At 67.9% G+C, this 15,697-nt stretch carries 15 protein-coding genes; 1 reads left to right on the top strand and 14 read right to left on the bottom strand.

Going from position 1 to position 15,697, the window contains the following annotated elements; all coding sequences use genetic code 11:
- Positions 1-43: 43 nt before the first annotated feature.
- The 12 genes from ASF72_RS09125 to ASF72_RS09070 form a co-directional block, all read right to left on the bottom strand.
- On the bottom strand, positions 44-562 hold the full coding sequence (locus ASF72_RS09125) for a tetratricopeptide repeat protein (protein ID WP_056598184.1): 519 nt from the start codon (positions 560-562) through the stop codon (positions 44-46).
- Positions 562-1,653: a 3-dehydroquinate synthase gene (gene aroB, locus ASF72_RS09120; protein ID WP_056598182.1), complete on the bottom strand. Its 1,092-nt coding sequence runs from the start codon at positions 1,651-1,653 to the stop codon at positions 562-564. The genes ASF72_RS09125 and aroB overlap by 1 nt, the downstream gene beginning before the upstream one ends.
- On the bottom strand, positions 1,650-2,219 hold the full coding sequence (locus ASF72_RS09115) for a shikimate kinase (RefSeq protein ID WP_050684656.1): 570 nt from the start codon (positions 2,217-2,219) through the stop codon (positions 1,650-1,652). The genes aroB and ASF72_RS09115 overlap by 4 nt, the downstream gene beginning before the upstream one ends.
- On the bottom strand, positions 2,219-3,418 hold the full coding sequence (aroC, locus tag ASF72_RS09110; protein WP_050684715.1) for a chorismate synthase: 1,200 nt from the start codon (positions 3,416-3,418) through the stop codon (positions 2,219-2,221). The genes ASF72_RS09115 and aroC overlap by 1 nt, the downstream gene beginning before the upstream one ends.
- 23 nt (positions 3,419-3,441) lie before the next feature.
- Positions 3,442-4,302, bottom strand: a complete 861-nt coding sequence (locus ASF72_RS09105) for a shikimate dehydrogenase (protein ID WP_056598180.1) — start codon at positions 4,300-4,302, stop codon at positions 3,442-3,444.
- On the bottom strand, positions 4,299-5,855 hold the full coding sequence (gene mltG, locus ASF72_RS09100) for an endolytic transglycosylase MltG (protein WP_056598178.1): 1,557 nt from the start codon (positions 5,853-5,855) through the stop codon (positions 4,299-4,301). Before mltG ends, ASF72_RS09105 begins: the two co-directional genes overlap by 4 nt.
- Positions 5,852-6,451 carry a Holliday junction resolvase RuvX gene (ruvX, locus tag ASF72_RS09095; protein ID WP_050684653.1) on the bottom strand — a complete coding sequence of 200 codons (600 nt, stop codon included), beginning with the start codon at positions 6,449-6,451 and terminating at the stop codon, positions 5,852-5,854. Before ruvX ends, mltG begins: the two co-directional genes overlap by 4 nt.
- Positions 6,452-6,458: 7 nt before the next feature.
- On the bottom strand, positions 6,459-9,137 hold the full coding sequence (alaS, locus tag ASF72_RS09090; RefSeq protein ID WP_056598175.1) for an alanine--tRNA ligase: 2,679 nt from the start codon (positions 9,135-9,137) through the stop codon (positions 6,459-6,461).
- 123 nt (positions 9,138-9,260) lie between these two features.
- Positions 9,261-9,491, bottom strand: coding sequence for a DUF6167 family protein (locus tag ASF72_RS09085; protein WP_235504685.1), 231 nt, complete (start codon positions 9,489-9,491; stop codon positions 9,261-9,263).
- Positions 9,492-9,510: 19 nt separating this feature from the next.
- Positions 9,511-9,885 (bottom strand): DUF948 domain-containing protein, encoded by a 375-nt coding sequence (locus ASF72_RS09080; protein ID WP_050684651.1) that lies wholly within the window; start codon positions 9,883-9,885, stop codon positions 9,511-9,513.
- Positions 9,886-10,032: 147 nt separating this feature from the next.
- Positions 10,033-10,659, bottom strand: coding sequence for a 30S ribosomal protein S4 (gene rpsD, locus ASF72_RS09075; protein ID WP_050684650.1), 627 nt, complete (start codon positions 10,657-10,659; stop codon positions 10,033-10,035).
- 171 nt (positions 10,660-10,830) lie between these two features.
- Positions 10,831-12,231, bottom strand: coding sequence for a replication-associated recombination protein A (locus ASF72_RS09070; protein ID WP_056598173.1), 1,401 nt, complete (start codon positions 12,229-12,231; stop codon positions 10,831-10,833).
- 62 nt (positions 12,232-12,293) lie between these two features.
- On the opposite strand from ASF72_RS09070, the gene ASF72_RS09065 reads away from it, so the two are divergent.
- Complete coding sequence (locus ASF72_RS09065; RefSeq protein ID WP_056598171.1) at positions 12,294-12,953, top strand: acVLRF1 family peptidyl-tRNA hydrolase; 660 nt, start codon at positions 12,294-12,296, stop codon at positions 12,951-12,953.
- A 19-nt stretch (positions 12,954-12,972) separates the two neighbouring features.
- Here ASF72_RS09065 and ASF72_RS09060 read toward each other — a convergent pair whose 3' ends face one another.
- Together ASF72_RS09060 and aspS are read right to left on the bottom strand one after the other, a co-directional pair.
- A complete protein-coding gene (locus tag ASF72_RS09060; RefSeq protein WP_056598168.1) occupies positions 12,973-13,782 on the bottom strand; it encodes a GNAT family N-acetyltransferase in 810 nt (269 codons plus the stop codon).
- Between the two features lie 73 nt (positions 13,783-13,855).
- Positions 13,856-15,652, bottom strand: coding sequence for an aspartate--tRNA ligase (aspS, locus tag ASF72_RS09055; protein ID WP_056598167.1), 1,797 nt, complete (start codon positions 15,650-15,652; stop codon positions 13,856-13,858).
- Positions 15,653-15,697: the final 45 nt, after the last annotated feature.

Genomic DNA, 15,697 nt, shown 5'->3' with positions numbered 1-15,697 from the left:
CGGTAATTGGACCGGTCCTGCCGTCCGGTCCCGCGACCGGCCCTCAGCAGGCCAGATCCAGGACATCGCGGGCCCGTCGGAGCGCCACGGTGGAGGAGTAGATCAGGGCGGCATCAGCGGACGCGGCGACGCGGAGGTCAAGGGCCCGGGCGAAGGACTCGACGGCGGCTGAGGTCTGCCCGGCGGTGTATTGGGTTTTGCCCAGGAACTGCAGCGCCATGGCTTCCCGGGGGGTGCCCTGCACCTCCGCCAGGAGCTGCCGGAACAGGTCCACAGCCAAATCCAGGCGGTTGGAGACCCGCAGCACCTCGGCTTCGAACGCCCGGAGCTTGAAGGACTCAGGGTCGCGGAAGCGGGCGTCAGCCAAAAGCTCGGCGGCCTCGGAGGAGTGTCCTTCCACCAGCAGGACAAAAATGGCGTCCGCGGGATCCACCGACGCTTCCAGGGCCGCACGGCACGTCTCAGGGTTGATCACCTGCGGCAGCAGGGTTTCGGGGTTGATCCTGACGCCGGGGAAGCCGGCTTCGGGCCAGTCGGCCGTTCCTGCCAGGTCGCCCTGCATCAGGAAGCTATTTCCTGGTAGGCGGCGAACAGCAGGGACGTGTCCGGAACGTCCAGGATCCCTGGTTTGGCGACGCCGTCGAGCACGACAAACCGCAGCAGGTCACCGCGGGACTTCTTGTCCCGGCGCATGCCGTCCAGCAGGCCCTGCCAGCGGTCCCGCCGGTAGGTGACGGGCAGCCCCAGCCCTTCCAGGATGCTCCGGTGCCTGTCGGCGTCGACGTCGCTGAGCCGGCCCACGCTGCGGGCAAGTTCAGCGGCGAACATCATGCCGACGGAGACCGCGGCGCCGTGCCGCCAGGAGTAGCGTTCCACCAGTTCGATCGCGTGGCCCAGGGTGTGGCCGTAGTTCAGGTATTCCCGCAAACCGGCTTCCTTGAGGTCCTCGGAGACCACCTTGGCCTTGACGGAGATGGCCCGTTCGATCAGTTCGCGGAGCACCGCAGACTGCGGGTCCACCACGGCGGCGGTGTCCTTTTCCAGCAGGTCCAGGATGGCGGGGTCGGCGATGAACCCGCATTTGATGACCTCGGCCAGGCCCGAGATGATTTCGTTTTTAGGCAGTGTGGCCAGCGTGTCCAGGTCGACCAGGACACCGGCGGGCGGGTGGAAGGAGCCCACCAGGTTTTTTCCTTCGGCCGTATTAATGCCCGTTTTGCCGCCCACGGACGCGTCCACCATGCCCAGCAGGCTGGTGGGCATGTGGATGACCTTGACCCCGCGCAGCCAGGTGGCGGCCACGAAACCGGCCAGGTCCGTCACGGCTCCGCCGCCCACTGCCACAATCGCGTCGGAGCGGGTGAAGTCGTTCTGGCCCAGGACCTGCCAGCAGAACGCGGCCACCTGGATGTGCTTGCCTTCTTCCGCGTCGGGGATTTCGGCGGTCAGGGAAGTGAATCCGGCGGCCGCCAGCTCATCGCGGACGGTATCGCCGGTGAGGCGGAGCGCGCGCGGATGGATCACCAGTACCCGCCGGACCCGTTCACCGAGCAACGCCGGCAGTTCACCGAGCAGGCCGCGTCCCACCACCACGTCGTAGTTGCTGGCAGCGGCGTCGCCGGTGACTTTGATGACTGTTGATTCGGTGCTCACTTCTCAACTTCCTGTCGGGCAGCTGCGTAGCTCCGCAGTGCTGCTTCCAGCCGTCCGCCAAGCTCGGAAACCGAGCCGTGCCGCACGTCCAGGGTGATGTCAGCCAGCCGTTCATAGACGGGCTGGCGGGTAGCAAACATGGTGGTCCAGCGGCCCATGGCGTCGCCTGCCAGCAACGGCCGGCTGGAATTCCTGGCGATCCGGCCGGCGACGGTGGACGCGTCGCATTCGAGGTACACCACCGTGCAGTTGCCGATGACCTGCTGGGTGCCGGAATCAAGGACCGCTCCCCCACCCAGGGAGATGACGGTGCCCGTCCCGGCGGCTGCATCCACTACACCGGCCACGGTGCGCGCCTCGATTTCACGGAAGGCGTGTTCGCCGCGGCAGGCGAAAATATCCGCAATGCTGCCGTGGCCGGCCACAATGACGGCGTCCGTGTCCACAAACGGGGCACCGAGCTGCTGGGCAAGCTGGTGGCCGATGGCGGACTTGCCCACGGCCATGGGGCCGATCAGGACGATCGGCCGCTGGTCCGCAGGACCGGAGTGGCTGCGGTGCTGCACTAGTGGCCGATCGAGTCCAGGGCTGCCGGAATATTGTCCAGGTAACCCTTGATGTTCCGTGCGGTTTCCGCCACGGAGTCGCCACCGAACTTCTCGATGACTGCCTCTGCCAGGACCAGGGCCACCATGGCCTCGGCCACAACCCCGGCAGCGGGGACGGCACAGACGTCCGATCGCTGGTGGTGGGCCTTGGCGGCCTCGCCGGTGCTGACGTCGATGGTTTTCAGCGCCCGGGGCACCGTGGCGATGGGCTTCATCGCGGCGCGGACCCGCAGTACGTCGCCGATGCTCATGCCGCCTTCGATGCCGCCTGCGCGGTTGCTGGTGCGGCTGATCCGGCCGTCGGAGTCGCGGACAATCTCATCGTGCGCGGCGGAACCGCGGCGGGCGGCGGTCAGGAAACCGTCACCCACTTCGACGCCCTTGATGGCCTGGATGCCCATCAGCGCCGCGGCGAGCCGGGAATCCAGCCGCCGGTCCCAGTGCACGTAGCTGCCAAGTCCCGGCGGAAGCCCGTAGGCGAGGACCTCAACAACGCCGCCGAGTGTTTCGCCTTCCTTGTGGGCCGCGTCCACTTCGGCCACCATGGCGTCGGAAGTTTCCCGGTCAAAGCACCGCAGCGGGTCCGCGTCCAGGGCGATGACGTCCCGGGGAACGGGCAGCGGCCGGCCTTCGGGCACGGTGACGCTGGCAATGGAGACGGTGTGGCTGACCAGTTCGATGCCCAGGTGCTTGAGGAACGAACCGGCAACGGCACCCATGGCCACGCGGGTGGCGGTTTCGCGGGCGCTGGCCCGTTCCAGCACGGGACGGGCCTCGTCGAAGCCGTACTTCTGCATGCCGGTGAAGTCGGCGTGGCCGGGCCGCGGCCGGGTCAGGGGCGCGTTCCGGGCCTGGTCGGCGAGGATTTCGGGCGCCACGGGGTCGGAGGCCATGATCTGTTCCCATTTGGGCCACTCGGTGTTGGCCACCTGGATGGCCACCGGGCCGCCCTGGGTGAGGCCGTGCCGCACGCCGCCAAGAATGGTGACAACATCCTGCTCAAACTTCATCCGCGCGCCGCGCCCGTAGCCCAGGCGGCGGCGTGCCAAAGAGTCCGCGATGTGCCCGCTGGTGATTTCCACACCGGCGGGGACGCCTTCAATAATTCCCATCAGAGCCGGGCCATGGGATTCACCGGCAGTCAACCAACGCATAATTTCCATCCTGCCACGTAGGGCGGTTAGAACGCCCGTCGGGCAAGGCCGACTGCGTCACACATCACATCTATGACAGCTCCATTAACGTCCGCACCCCGGCCGGTGAACAGGCGGACCTGCTCCACCGCCTGGTACAGGAGCATCTCCAGCCCGGGCACCACGGCACCGCCGCCGGTCTCCCAAACGGATGCCAGGAGACTGGGCCATGGGTCGTAGGCCACATCCAGCAAGACGCCCGGGGTGGCGGTTTTCAGGGCAGCCACCTGCGCAGCCAGCCCGTCCGCGGCGCGGGGCGGCAGGGTGGAAATTACGACGTCGGCAGCCGCCAGGACGGAAGCGGCGCCGGCCATGTCCCGGATATCCAAGGCCACGCCCAGGCTGTCCGCGGCGGCGCGCACCTCAGCGGTCCGGGCGGGGTCGCGGACGATGACCGTCACGGTTGCTGCGCCAAGATCCCGCAGTGCAGCCACGGCGGCGGCGGCCGTACCGCCGCCGCCCAGCACCACGCCAGCCGGCGTGGCGCCGGCGCCGGCATACCGCAGCGCGTTGACGATTCCGGCCACGTCGGTGTTGGACCCGACGGTCCGGAATCCGCCAGCATGGGCCTCGAAGGAGACGGTGTTCACCACGCCGAGGGTCTGCGCAACGCCCCGGACCTGGTCCACCTGCCGCAGCATGGCGGTTTTCAGCGGCATGGTCACGGAGAGCCCGCACCAGCCGGCCTGCCCGCGGACCTGGCGCATGAGCGCCGGCAGGAGTTCCTCGGTGACATCGATGGCCGTGTAGCCGATCTCCACGCCGAGCTTGGCGTACGCGGCAAGGTGCAGCGCCGGTGATTTCGAATGGCTGATCGGGTGGCCCAGGACGGCAGCCCTTAGGCTCATGTGCAACGTCCCGCGTTGGCCATGCACCAGGTGTTGTACTGCTCCACAAACACGTTGTGCTCAGCCAGCGTCCGGGAGAACTTGGTCTCCTTGGTATCGAGGTTGACGGTGACCCAGTACAGGTAGTCGTTCGCCTTCGGCTTGGCCGCCGCGTCGATGGCTGTTTTGCCCGGCGAGCCGATGGGGCCCGGCGGAAGGCCGGGGTTGGCGTAGGTGTTGTACAGGTTGGACTTGTCCTTGCGCTCTTCATCGGTGAAGTTGAAGCTCTTGGTGCCCAGCCCGTACGTGACGGCGGAGTCGACCTGGAGGAAGCCGCCGGTCTGGTCGTTGGGCTTGAGCCTGTTGTAGATGGCACCGGCCACATCGCCGTACTCGGCCTGGCCGCCTTCAGCCTGGACGATGCTGGCCACCGTCACGGCTTCGTATTGCTTGGCGGGGTCGGTGATGCCCTGGGATTTAAGCTCGTCAACGGTGGTGCTGACAAGTTTCTGCAGGATCTCCTTGGCCGGGGTGCCCAGGGGGAACCGGTACTCGCCCGGTGCCAGGTATCCTTCGAGGTTTTTCGCCGTGGCCGGCAGCCCGAACTGGGCCGGCGCATTGTTGAAAGCCTGGAGTTGCTGGACGGTGACGCCGGAGCCGTCGGCGATTGCCTGCAGCGATTCGCCGACGCGCAGCCCGGCGCTCAGGGCGATGTAGATGACCTTCGCCTGGCTCTTTCCGAGCAGCACGTCCACGGCGTCGGTGTTCTTCATTTCAGCCTTGAAGGTGTAGTCCCCAGGCGCAAGGACTCCCCCGGAGGCTGCGAACGCCTGCAGGAAGGTGTCGGCGTTGGCCACCACGCGCTTGCTTTCAAGATCCGCAGCCACCGAGCGGGTGCCTTCGCCGTTGTCCACTGTCACCTGCACCTCACCACTTCCCGGGCCCGGGAAGTCGGCGGCCTGGTCGCTGCCCAGGAGGGGTTTGAGGAATTGGGCACCAACGGCCACGGCCGCCACAAAAACGGCGAGGGTGATCAACAGGGCGAGGAAGCGGCGACGCCGCCGGACCTTCCGGGACGGCTTCGCCACTACCTGTACCGCCGCGGAGCCGGGCAGCAATTCGTGGTGCTCGTCAGTGTGCCGGGCATCAGCAAGGTGGTGGGCATCGTGGTGGTCCCCGCTGTGTTGGCTGCCGGCACCGTGGTGCGCGCCGTCGTCGTATGCGCCGTCCGGGTGCGCATCTGCCTGCTGTTGGTGATGTACGGCGTACGCGGGTTCCCGGTCGGCCGGGTCCGCGTAGGCCGGGTCGGGCTGGCCGTACTGGTCCGGGTGGGCGGCGTCGTCGTGGTGCGCATCCTGGATGGAAGGCAGCGCGTCGGGAACGGCGGGAATGCCTGCCGTTGCGGGCGGCGCTGAGGGTTGCGGCGGAACGGCGGGGCCGTCGCCCTCTTGCAGCTCCGGGCCGGGGCCGTCGTTGAGGTGCTTCTCGCGTTCCCGGATTTCCTTGCGGGTCAGCGGCCGGGCCGCGCCGGCATCGTGCGCACCGGAAGCATCGTCACTGTTGGCAGGACTCACTGTTGCCTTCCATTATCTGAAGATCGGGCCGCGTTTCCCGGCGGAGCAGGGAATGGCTCCCCAGCCCCGCTGACCCCCAAGTCCACGGAAAGGGAAGGAGCGCTCACACGTGAGCCGACATCCGTTCCCCTGGCTTTTTGCATGTCTATGGCGTGCTGGAGTATGCCCGCAGCAGCGACCTGATCCACTACTTTACGGTGATCCCGGCTGCTCATGCCAGCTTCGCGCAGGCTCCGGTGCGCCGAAACGCTGCTGAGCCGCTCATCCACGAGCGTCACCGGCACGTCCAGCGACCGGTTCGACAGCTCTGTGGCGAGCAGCAGGGCATAGTCGGTGGCCATCCGTGCGGACGCGTGTTCCTCGCCCTTCATGGTGCGCGGCAGCCCCACAATGACCTGCACGGCGCCCAGTTCGGCCACCAGGTTGGCGATGACCCTGATGTCGGAGTTCTTTTTCGCGTTGCGGTCCAGCGTTTTGTACGGCGTAGCCAGGATGGAGTCACGGTCGCAGATGGCAATCCCCACCCGCACGGTACCAACGTCCACCCCCAGTTTCACGCCCTGGGGGTAGCCGCCGGATGTTGCAGGATTGTCCATGAAGCGGTTATCGCCGCGCGATCGAGTCGGTCACCGCGGCCAGGGCCTCGCCGACCTTGGCTGCGTCCGTGCCGCCGCCCTGGGCGACGTCGTCCTTGCCGCCACCGCCGCCGCCAAGGATCCCGGCGGCGAGCCGGACCAGGGCACCGGCCTTGACGCCGGCTTCCCGGGCAGCTTCGTTGGTGGCAACCAGGATGACCGGCCGCCCGTTGGCAACACCGGCGACGGCCACGGCGGCTGCCGCGGATCCGAGCCGGGTCCGCAGGTCCAGGGCCAGGCCCCGGAGGTCGTCCGCGCCGCTGACAGTGCCGGCGTCGTGGGCCACAACGCTGACGCCACCGGCGTCGCGGGCACTGCTGACGAGCTGGCCCGCCGCGGCTGCCAGTTGCTCCTTGCGGAGGCGGTCCAGTTCCTTCTCGGTTGCCTTGAGCTTCGCCAGTGTTGTGGCGATCCGGTCGGCCAGTTGGCCCGACGGGACCTTCAGCAGGTCGGTCAGCTCCGTCACCAGGGCGCGTTCCGCGGCGAGGTGCCGGAAGGCCTCCATGCCCACAAACGCCTCGACGCGGCGGTTTCCTGAGCCAACGGACTGCTCGCCCAGGAGCGACAGGCTGCCGATCAGCGAGGTGTTGGCAACGTGGGTGCCGCCGCACAGCTCACGGGACCAGGCGCCGTCGATCTCCACAACCCGTACTTCGCTGCCGTAGTTCTCGCCGAACAGTGCCATGGCGCCGAGCGCCTTGGCTTCGGCGAGGCCCATGACGTTGGTCCGGACCGCGTAGTTGTTGCGGATCGCCAGGTTGGAGACCTCTTCGATCTCGGACCTTGTGGCGGTGCTCAGGCCTTCGCCCCAGGCGAAGTCGAAGCGAAGGTAGCCGGCCTTGTTGAAGGAGCCGCGCTGGGTGGCTTCCGGGCCGAGGATCTGGTGCAGCGCGGCGTGCACGATGTGCGTGCCGGTGTGTGCCTGCTCGGCGGCGTGCCGGCGTTCACGGTCCACGGCTGCACGGACCAGCGAGTCCGCACCGATTTCGCCCTCGCGGACGACTGCCTTGTGGACGCTGAGGCCCTTAAGTGGGCGCTGGACGTCCAGGACCTCAACAATGAACCCGTCGCCCGTGATGAGGCCCGTGTCGGCTGACTGGCCGCCGGCCTCGGCGTAGAACGGCGTCTCGGCCAGGACCAGTTCGATCTCATCGCCCGTGGAAGCCTGCTGGACCGGGCGCCCTGCGGCGAGCAGGCCGCGGACCCGGGATTCGCCGTCGAGCTCGGTGTAGCCGGTGAAGACCGTCTCGCCCTGGGTGAGGATCTCCTGGAAGGCGCTGAGGTCGGCGTGGCCGCCCTTTTTGCCCTTGGCGTCGGCCTGGGCGCGCTGGCGCTGTTCCAGCATCAGGGCACGGAAGGCGGGCTCGTCCACCTTGAGTCCGGCCTCTTCGGCCATTTCCAGGGTGAGGTCGATGGGGAAGCCATAGGTGTCGTGCAGGGCGAAGGCGTCCGCGCCGGAGAGCTGCGTGTTGGCGGCCTTGGATTCCTTGACGGCATCCTCCAGCCGGGCCGTTCCGGAGGCGATGGTGCGCAGGAAGGCCTTTTCTTCGGCGTAGGCGATCCGGCTGATCCGGGCGAAGTCGGTGTCCACCACGGGGTAGACACCCTTCATGGCGTCCCGGGAGGCCGGCAGCAGGCTGGGCAGGCAGGCCTCTTCAACGCCGAGGAGGCGCATGGACCTGACGGCGCGGCGGATGAGCCGGCGCAGGACGTAGCCGCGGCCTTCGTTGGAGGGGGTGACGCCGTCCGAAATCAGCATCAGGGCGGACCGGATGTGGTCGCCAACAACGCGCATCCGGACATCGTCCGTGTGGTGGGGGTCATCCGGGGTTTCGGCGGAGGTGTATTCCCTGCCGGAGAGCTCGGCGGCCTTGTCGATCACGGGACGGACCTGGTCGGTCTCGTACATGTTTTCGACACCCTGGAGGATCATGGCCAGCCGCTCCATGCCCAGGCCGGTGTCGATGTTCTTCTTGGGCAGCTCACCGACGATGTCGAAGTCGTCCTTGGAGCGGACATTGTCGATCTGGTACTGCATAAACACGAGGTTCCAGATTTCGATGTACCGGGTCTCGTCAGCGAGCGGGCCGCCCTCGATGCCGTAGGCAGGCCCACGGTCGTAGTAGATTTCGGAGCAGGGGCCGGCCGGGCCCGGCTGGCCGGTGTTCCAGTAGTTGTCGGCTTTGCCCATCTTCTGGATGCGCTCCGCCGGAACTCCGGTGTTCTTCAGCCACAGTTCCTTGGCTTCATCGTCTTCCTCATAAACCGTCACCCAGAGGCGCTCGGGCGGCAGGCCGTAGCCGCCGTCGGCCACGCTGGTGGTGAGCAGCTCCCAGGCGTACCTGATGGCGTCTTCCTTGAAGTAGTCGCCGAAGGAGAAGTTGCCGCACATCTGGAAGAAGGTGCCGTGCCGGGCGGTCTTGCCCACTTCCTCGATGTCGCCGGTGCGGATGCATTTCTGCACGCTGGTGGCGCGGGCGTAGGGGGCCTCTTCGCGGGCCGTCAGGTACGGGATGAACGGAACCATGCCGGCCACCGTGAACAGCAGCGAGGGATCGCTGGAAACCAGCGAGGCGGACGGCACCGCGGTGTGGCCCTTGCTGACAAAAAAGTCCACCCAGCGCTTCGTGATCTCCTGCGACTTCATGAGCTGTTTTATACCCTTCTTGGTCCGCGCGGCTGTTGGCGCGGAGGAAATTCGTTGTGCGGCAGGGACGTTTCGGGTGGTCGCTGCCGGTTCATTGCGGGTGGAAAGCGTGGGCGCCGCGGCTTAGCGGCGCGCCACCTCCGCCGATTCGATGCCGAGCGCGGTGCGGAGGTCGGTTTCCCGTTCGCGCATACCGGCGCGGACGGTGTCGGCAAAGTCGTAGACCCCGTCCGCCAGCCGTCCAACGGCCCGGTTGAGGCCCTCCGGGCCCAGCGTGGCCTGGGCTTCGGTTACTTTGCGGAACGCGATGACGCCGATGGCCACGCCGATTCCCATCCAGACAAGTCGTTTCATGTGATGTCCTTTCCGGAACTCAGCGGCTGCGGCGGCCGGCGGCGGGTTTCCGGCGGTTGGCCAGCGCGGTGCGCACGCCGTAACTGAAGGCGGCCACCTTGATCAGCGGCGAACCGACGGTTGCTGCCACCAGGGAGGACAATGCCGAAAGGTTGGCGGTGGCGTCCGAGACGTTGGACGAGATGCCATCCACCTTCTTCAGCTGTTGGTTGGTGGTGGACACCGTGGCGGTGACCTCATCCATGAGGGGCGTGGCCCCGTCGCTCAGGGACCGGATGGAGGTACGGACCTCATCAAACACCCGCCCCAGCTTGAGGATGGGCACCGCGAGCAGCAGCACCAGGAGCGCAAACACCCCGGCAGCGATCAGGCCGGCAATATCGCCACCAGACATAAACGATTCAACTCCTTGTAATTCTGTGGTTCGGTTCGACGTCCGCGGGCCCGCGCCTGGCGCGTCCTGCAGATGTCCCCCAAGTACCTTACATACAAAGAAGCCCGTGGCGCTTGCCACGGGCTTCTTTGGATACGCTGCTGGAATTTAGCGTGCGTAGAATTCGACGACGAGCTGCTCTTCGCAGGTCACGGGGACCTCGGAGCGCTTGGGGCGACGGACCAGGCGGGCCTGGAGTGCCTCGAGCTTGACGTCAAGGTAAGCCGGAACGTTGGGCAGAACGTCGCGGTGTGCGCCGGCTGCTGCAACCTGGAGCGGGACCATGGTCTCGCTGCGGCTGTGGACGTGGACGAGCTGGCCCTCGCCGACGCGGAACGACGGGCGGTCAACGCGGATACCGTCAACCAGGATGTGGCGGTGCACAACCAGCTGGCGGGCCTGGGCGATGGTGCGGGCGAAGCCGGCACGCAGGACCAGGGCGTCAAGACGCATTTCGAGCAGCTCGATGAGGTTCTCACCGGTCAGGCCCTTGGTGCGGCGGGCTTCTTCGAAGGCACGGGTCATCTGTGCTTCGCGGATGCCGTACTGGGCGCGCAGACGCTGCTTTTCGCGGAGGCGTACGGCGTAGTCCGAGTCCTGCTTCTTGCGGGCACGGCCATGCTCACCGGGGCCGTACGGACGGCGCTCCATGTACTTGGCGGCCTTGGGGGTCAGAGCGATGCCGAGTGCACGCGACAGGCGTGCGGTACGGCGAGCACGAGTGTTGTTAGCCACTTGTGTCCTTCCAATATCTGCGGTGTGTCAGTGTTACTGGCCTCCATAATGGAGAGCATCGGCCAACCGCTGCCTTTTGCTACTGGGCGCAGGGCACAACCGGATCGAAAGAATTTTTCGGTGATTGGGCGCCCGAACCTTGCCAGACAAACATCAATCCTAGCATGTGGCCTACCTGCCCCTGACAATCTTCCGCAGCCGCTCCAGCCGGACGGCGATGTCCCGTTCGGCGCCGTTGGCGGTGGGCTGGTAGTAGTCCTTGCCCACGATGTCATCGGGCGGATACTGCTGGGTGGCCACGCCATGCGGGGCGTCGTGCGCGTACTTGTACCCCTGGCCGTGGCCCAGCTGTTTCGAGCCGGGGTAGTGCGCGTCGCGCAGGTGCGCCGGGATGCCAATGCCCAGGCCGGCGCGGACATCGGCGATGGCCTTGTTGATGCCCATGTACGCGGCGTTGGACTTGGGGGCCGTGGCCAGGTGCACCACCGCTTCGGCCAGGATGATCCGACCCTCCGGCATGCCGATCAGCTGGACGGCCTGGGCTGCGGCCACAGCGGTCTGCAGCGCGGTGGGATCCGCCATGCCAACGTCCTCCGCGGCGGAGATCACAATCCGGCGGGCCACAAAGCGGGGGTCCTCCCCCGCCTCGAGCATGCGGGCCAGGTAGTGCAGGGCTGCGTCGACGTCGGAGCCGCGGATGGATTTGATGAAGGCGCTGGCCACGTCGTAGTGCTGGTCCCCCGCCCGGTCGTAGCGGACGGCTGCCACGTCCAGCGCCCGCTCGGTGTGCTTCAGTTCCACGGCGATAATGCCGGCGCCGGCGTCATCCGAGTCGCCGAAGGCAACACCGGCGGCGGCTTCCAGGGCGGTCAGCGCGCGGCGGGCATCCCCGCCGGAGAGCCGCACCAGGTGCGCCAGGGCGTCCGGGGACAGCTCCACCTTGCCGTCGAGGCCGCGGTGGTCTGCCACGGCCCGGCCCAGGAGGCCCTCCACGTCCGCGTCGGTCAGCGGCTTCAGCGTGAGCAGCAGGGAGCGGGACAACAGCGGTGACACCACGGAGAAGGACGGGTTTTCGGTGGTGGCGGCCACCAGCACCACCCACCGGTTTTCCACTCCCGGCAGGAGGGCGTCCTGTTGGGCCTTGTTGAACCGGTGGATCTCGTCCAGGAACAGCACGGTGGTGGTTTTGTAGAGGTCCCGCGCGGTGAGGGCCTCGTCCATGACCCGCCGCACGTCCTTGACGCCGGCAGTGATGGCGGACAGTTCAACGAATTTCCGGCCCGGGCCGCGGGCGATCACGTGCGCCAGCGTGGTTTTTCCGGTTCCGGGCGGGCCCCAGAGAATCAGTGAACTGGGCCCGGCGGGGCCGGCCGCGTTGGCGCCGGCGGCAAGCTGGCGCAGGGGTGAGCCGGAGCCCAGCAGGTGCTGCTGGCCCACCACTTCGTCCAGGTTTTTTGGCCGCATCCGTACGGCGAGTGGGCTGCGCGGCGAGGCCTTCGCGCCGGTTCCCGGTGCAGCGGCGGGGGCATCGTCGTCGTCGTTGTCCGGTCCTTGCCCAAAGAGATCTTCCACATGGATAGGCTACTTCCAGTTCACCGTGCGTTTTCGCCGCCCTGCCGCCAAAGGATTCCCCCATGCCGTCCCCCGCCACCGGCCAGCCGTCCGTCCGGACCGCTTTTGTCCCCGGCCACCGGCTCCAGGGCTGGGCCGAACGGTTTGGCGCGTCACATGGCGGCTACCGGCTCCATGATGACGACGACGGGCTGCGGCTTCGCGCCGGGGACGGCACCGGAGCGCTGCTGCAGGCGCCATGGCCCGCGGACGGCAGGCCCGGCCGCGGTTCCGACGGGCTGGAACGGCTCGCGTCGCTGGCGGCCCAGCCGCGGCGGTTGGGGCTGCTGCTGGTGCGCCGCGGCGGGTACGCGGCCGGTGTCGCCACCGAGGGCCGGCTGCTGGCGTCCAAGGCAGGCACCCGGTACGTCCAGTCACGGACGGCCGCCGGTGGCCAGTCCCAGCAACGTTTCGCCCGGCGGCGCGCCAACCAGGCGGATGCCCTGGTGGACGCCGTGGCGGCCCAGGCGGAACCCATCTTTGCCGCGGCCGGCTTTGAATACCTGGTTCCCGGCGGCGACCGGAGCCTTGCGGAGCTGGTCCTGGCCCACCCCTCGCTCCGGCCCTACGCCACCTTGCCGAGGTTGGCGTACCTGGATGTGCCGGAACCGCGTGCCGCCGTCCTGAAAAAAGCCGCGGCCGATGCCTGCTCCGTCCGGATCCAGGTGACGGAACCCGCGTAGGCCGTCTCCGTGAAGCCGGTCAGCAGCCGGTCCGGGCCCGCTGCGGCCGTTCCTGCCGGTACTCGTAGCGCCCCGTTTCGACAAACCCGGCTGCCGCGTAGAGCTGTTGCGCACCGGTGTTGGCCGCCGTCACCAGCAACCAGTAGTTGGCCAGCCCGCGGGCAGCGCCGGCATCCAGCAGGGCCTCCAGGACCTGGCTGGCGTACCCGCGGCGGCGGGCGTCCGGGTGGGTGGCCATGCTGTAGATCCCGCCCCAACCGGGGTGCTGCGCAGGCAGGGCAAGGCGGCCGACGGCGGCAGGCTGGCCGCCGGGATCGCGCACCAGGGCGTACAGGGCGGGGCAGCCCGTCAGGATGGTGCGGGCTGTCGCCATGGCGGCGTCACCGCCGCGGCCGTCCACCTGCCACCACAGCCGGAGCCACTCCGCGGACGGTTCAGCGGCGGTTTCGACGTCGGGGTCTGGGCCTGCGGCCGCTTGCCAGGGCCCCCGGGCCATAACAAGGGTTTCGGACTGCCGGGTGAAACCCTCGGTATCCAGGAACTGATGGAGCGCCGTGCCGGCCGGGCCTGCCATCAGCTGGAAGATGACGGGCAACCGCCGGCTGCGGTACCAGGCCCGGGCCTGCCGCAGGAGCACGGCCGGGTCGCTGCCGGCCGGTTCCGGCCGGGGCCAGATGGAGTTGGCCCGCTGCGTGACGCCGTCGGCGGCCCGCAGGACCCAGCTGCCAACGTTTTCCCGGTCCGGCGCGGGCCAGGCGGCGTCCATGGCGCCCTCCAGCCCGGCGAGGGGGTCCGGCGTGGTTCCGGCGGCTGGTGTGGTCACTGGCATTCCTTCGTTAACGGCAGGAGGCTCCCGGCTGGCGCGGGGAGCCTCCTGCAGCGCCGTGCGCCGGGTTGCGGGCCTAGTTGGCTGCGGTGGCCTTGGCGGCACCGGCCGGTTTGGCTTCGGGCTTGAAGTCCACGCCGGCTTCCTTGCGCTGCTGGGCCGTGATGGGCGCCGGCGCGGCGGTCAGCGGGTCGTAGCCGTTGCCCGTCTTGGGGAAGGCGATGACGTCGCGGATGGACTCCACACCGGAGAGCAGTGCCACAACGCGGTCCCAGCCGAAGGCGATGCCGCCGTGCGGCGGGGCGCCGTACTTAAAGCCCTCCAGCAGGAAGCCGAACTTCTCCTGGGCGTCCTCTTTCGAGAGTCCCATGACCTCGAAGACACGTTCCTGGACGTCGCTCTGGTGGATACGGATGGAGCCGCCGCCGATTTCGTTGCCGTTGCAGACGATGTCGTAGGCGTAGGCCAGTGCCGGCTCGGGGTCGGTGTCGAAGGTGGCCAGGAACTCGGGCTTCGGCGAGGTGAACGCGTGGTGCACGGCGGTCCACTTGCCGGCGCCCACTGCCACGTCACCGGAGGCGACGGCGGCGGCGGCAGGTTCAAACATCGGCGCGTCCACCACCCAGCAGAAGGCCCAGTCGGCCGGGTTGATCAGGCCGGTGCGGTGGCCGATCTCCACGCGGGCAGCGCCCAGGAGGGCGCGGGCCGCTGACTTCTCACCAGCGGCGAAGAAGATGCAGTCGCCGGGCTGTGCGCCCACGGCGCCGGCCAGGCCTTCGCGCTCGGTGTCCGTGAGGTTCTTGGCAACGGGGCCGGCCAGTTCGCCGTCCTCCTTGAAAAGGACGTACGCCAGGCCCTTGTGGCCGCGCTGCTTGGCGAATTCCTGCCAGCCGTCCAGGGTACGGCGTGGCTGCGAGGCGCCGCCCGGCATCACCACGGCACCCACGTAGGGTGCCTTAAAGACGCCGAAGTTGGTGTCCTTGAAGAAATCGGTAAGTTCCGTAAGCTCCACACCAAAACGCAGGTCCGGCTTGTCCGATCCGAACCGCGCCATGGCGTCGTGGTACGTGATGCGCTGGATGGGCGTGGGGATCTCCACGTCGATCAGCTTCCACAGCGCGCTGACGATGCCTTCGCCCAGGGCGATGATGTCGTCCTGCTCCACGAAGCTGGCTTCGATGTCCAGCTGGGTGAATTCCGGCTGGCGGTCCGCGCGGAAGTCCTCATCGCGGTAGCAGCGGGCGATCTGGTAGTACTTCTCGAAGCCGCCCACCTGCAGCAGCTGTTTGAAAAGCTGCGGCGACTGCGGCAGGGCGTACCAGGAACCCGGCGCCAGGCGTGCCGGAACCACAAAGTCGCGGGCGCCTTCCGGCGTCGAACGCGTCAGCGTGGGCGTCTCGATCTCAACGAAGCCGTCCTGGTGGAGCAGGTCGCGCGCCACCCGGTTGGCTTCGGAGCGGAGCCGCAGGTTGCGGGCGGGGCCGGGGCGGCGCAGGTCCAGGTAGCGGTGCTTCAGCCGCGCTTCCTCGCCCACTTCGACGTGCTCATCGATCTGGAACGGCAACGGGTCAGAGGTGTTGAGGATGGTGACGTCCTCGGCGATGACCTCGACGGCGCCGGTGGCCAGCGCGGGGTTTTCGTTGCCGTCGGGACGCTTGGAGACGGTGCCGGTGACCTGCAGGACGTACTCGTTGCGCAGCCCGTGGAACACTTCTTCTTCGCGGACCACAACCTGGGCCACGCCGGATGCATCGCGGAGATCCACGAAGGCCACACCACCGTGGTCACGACGGCGGCCCACCCAGCCGGCCAGGGTTACGGTTTGTCCAATGTGCTCGGAACGAAGGGATCCGAGGTCATGTGTGCGCAGCACAGCACGCCTTTCTGCGGGAAAACAGTGGGAAGTCAATAGGATCGC

Source organism: Arthrobacter sp. Leaf141 (assembly GCF_001424565.1).
GTDB lineage: Bacteria > Actinomycetota > Actinomycetes > Actinomycetales > Micrococcaceae > Arthrobacter.
This window is presented reverse-complemented; position numbering and strand designations above follow the sequence as displayed.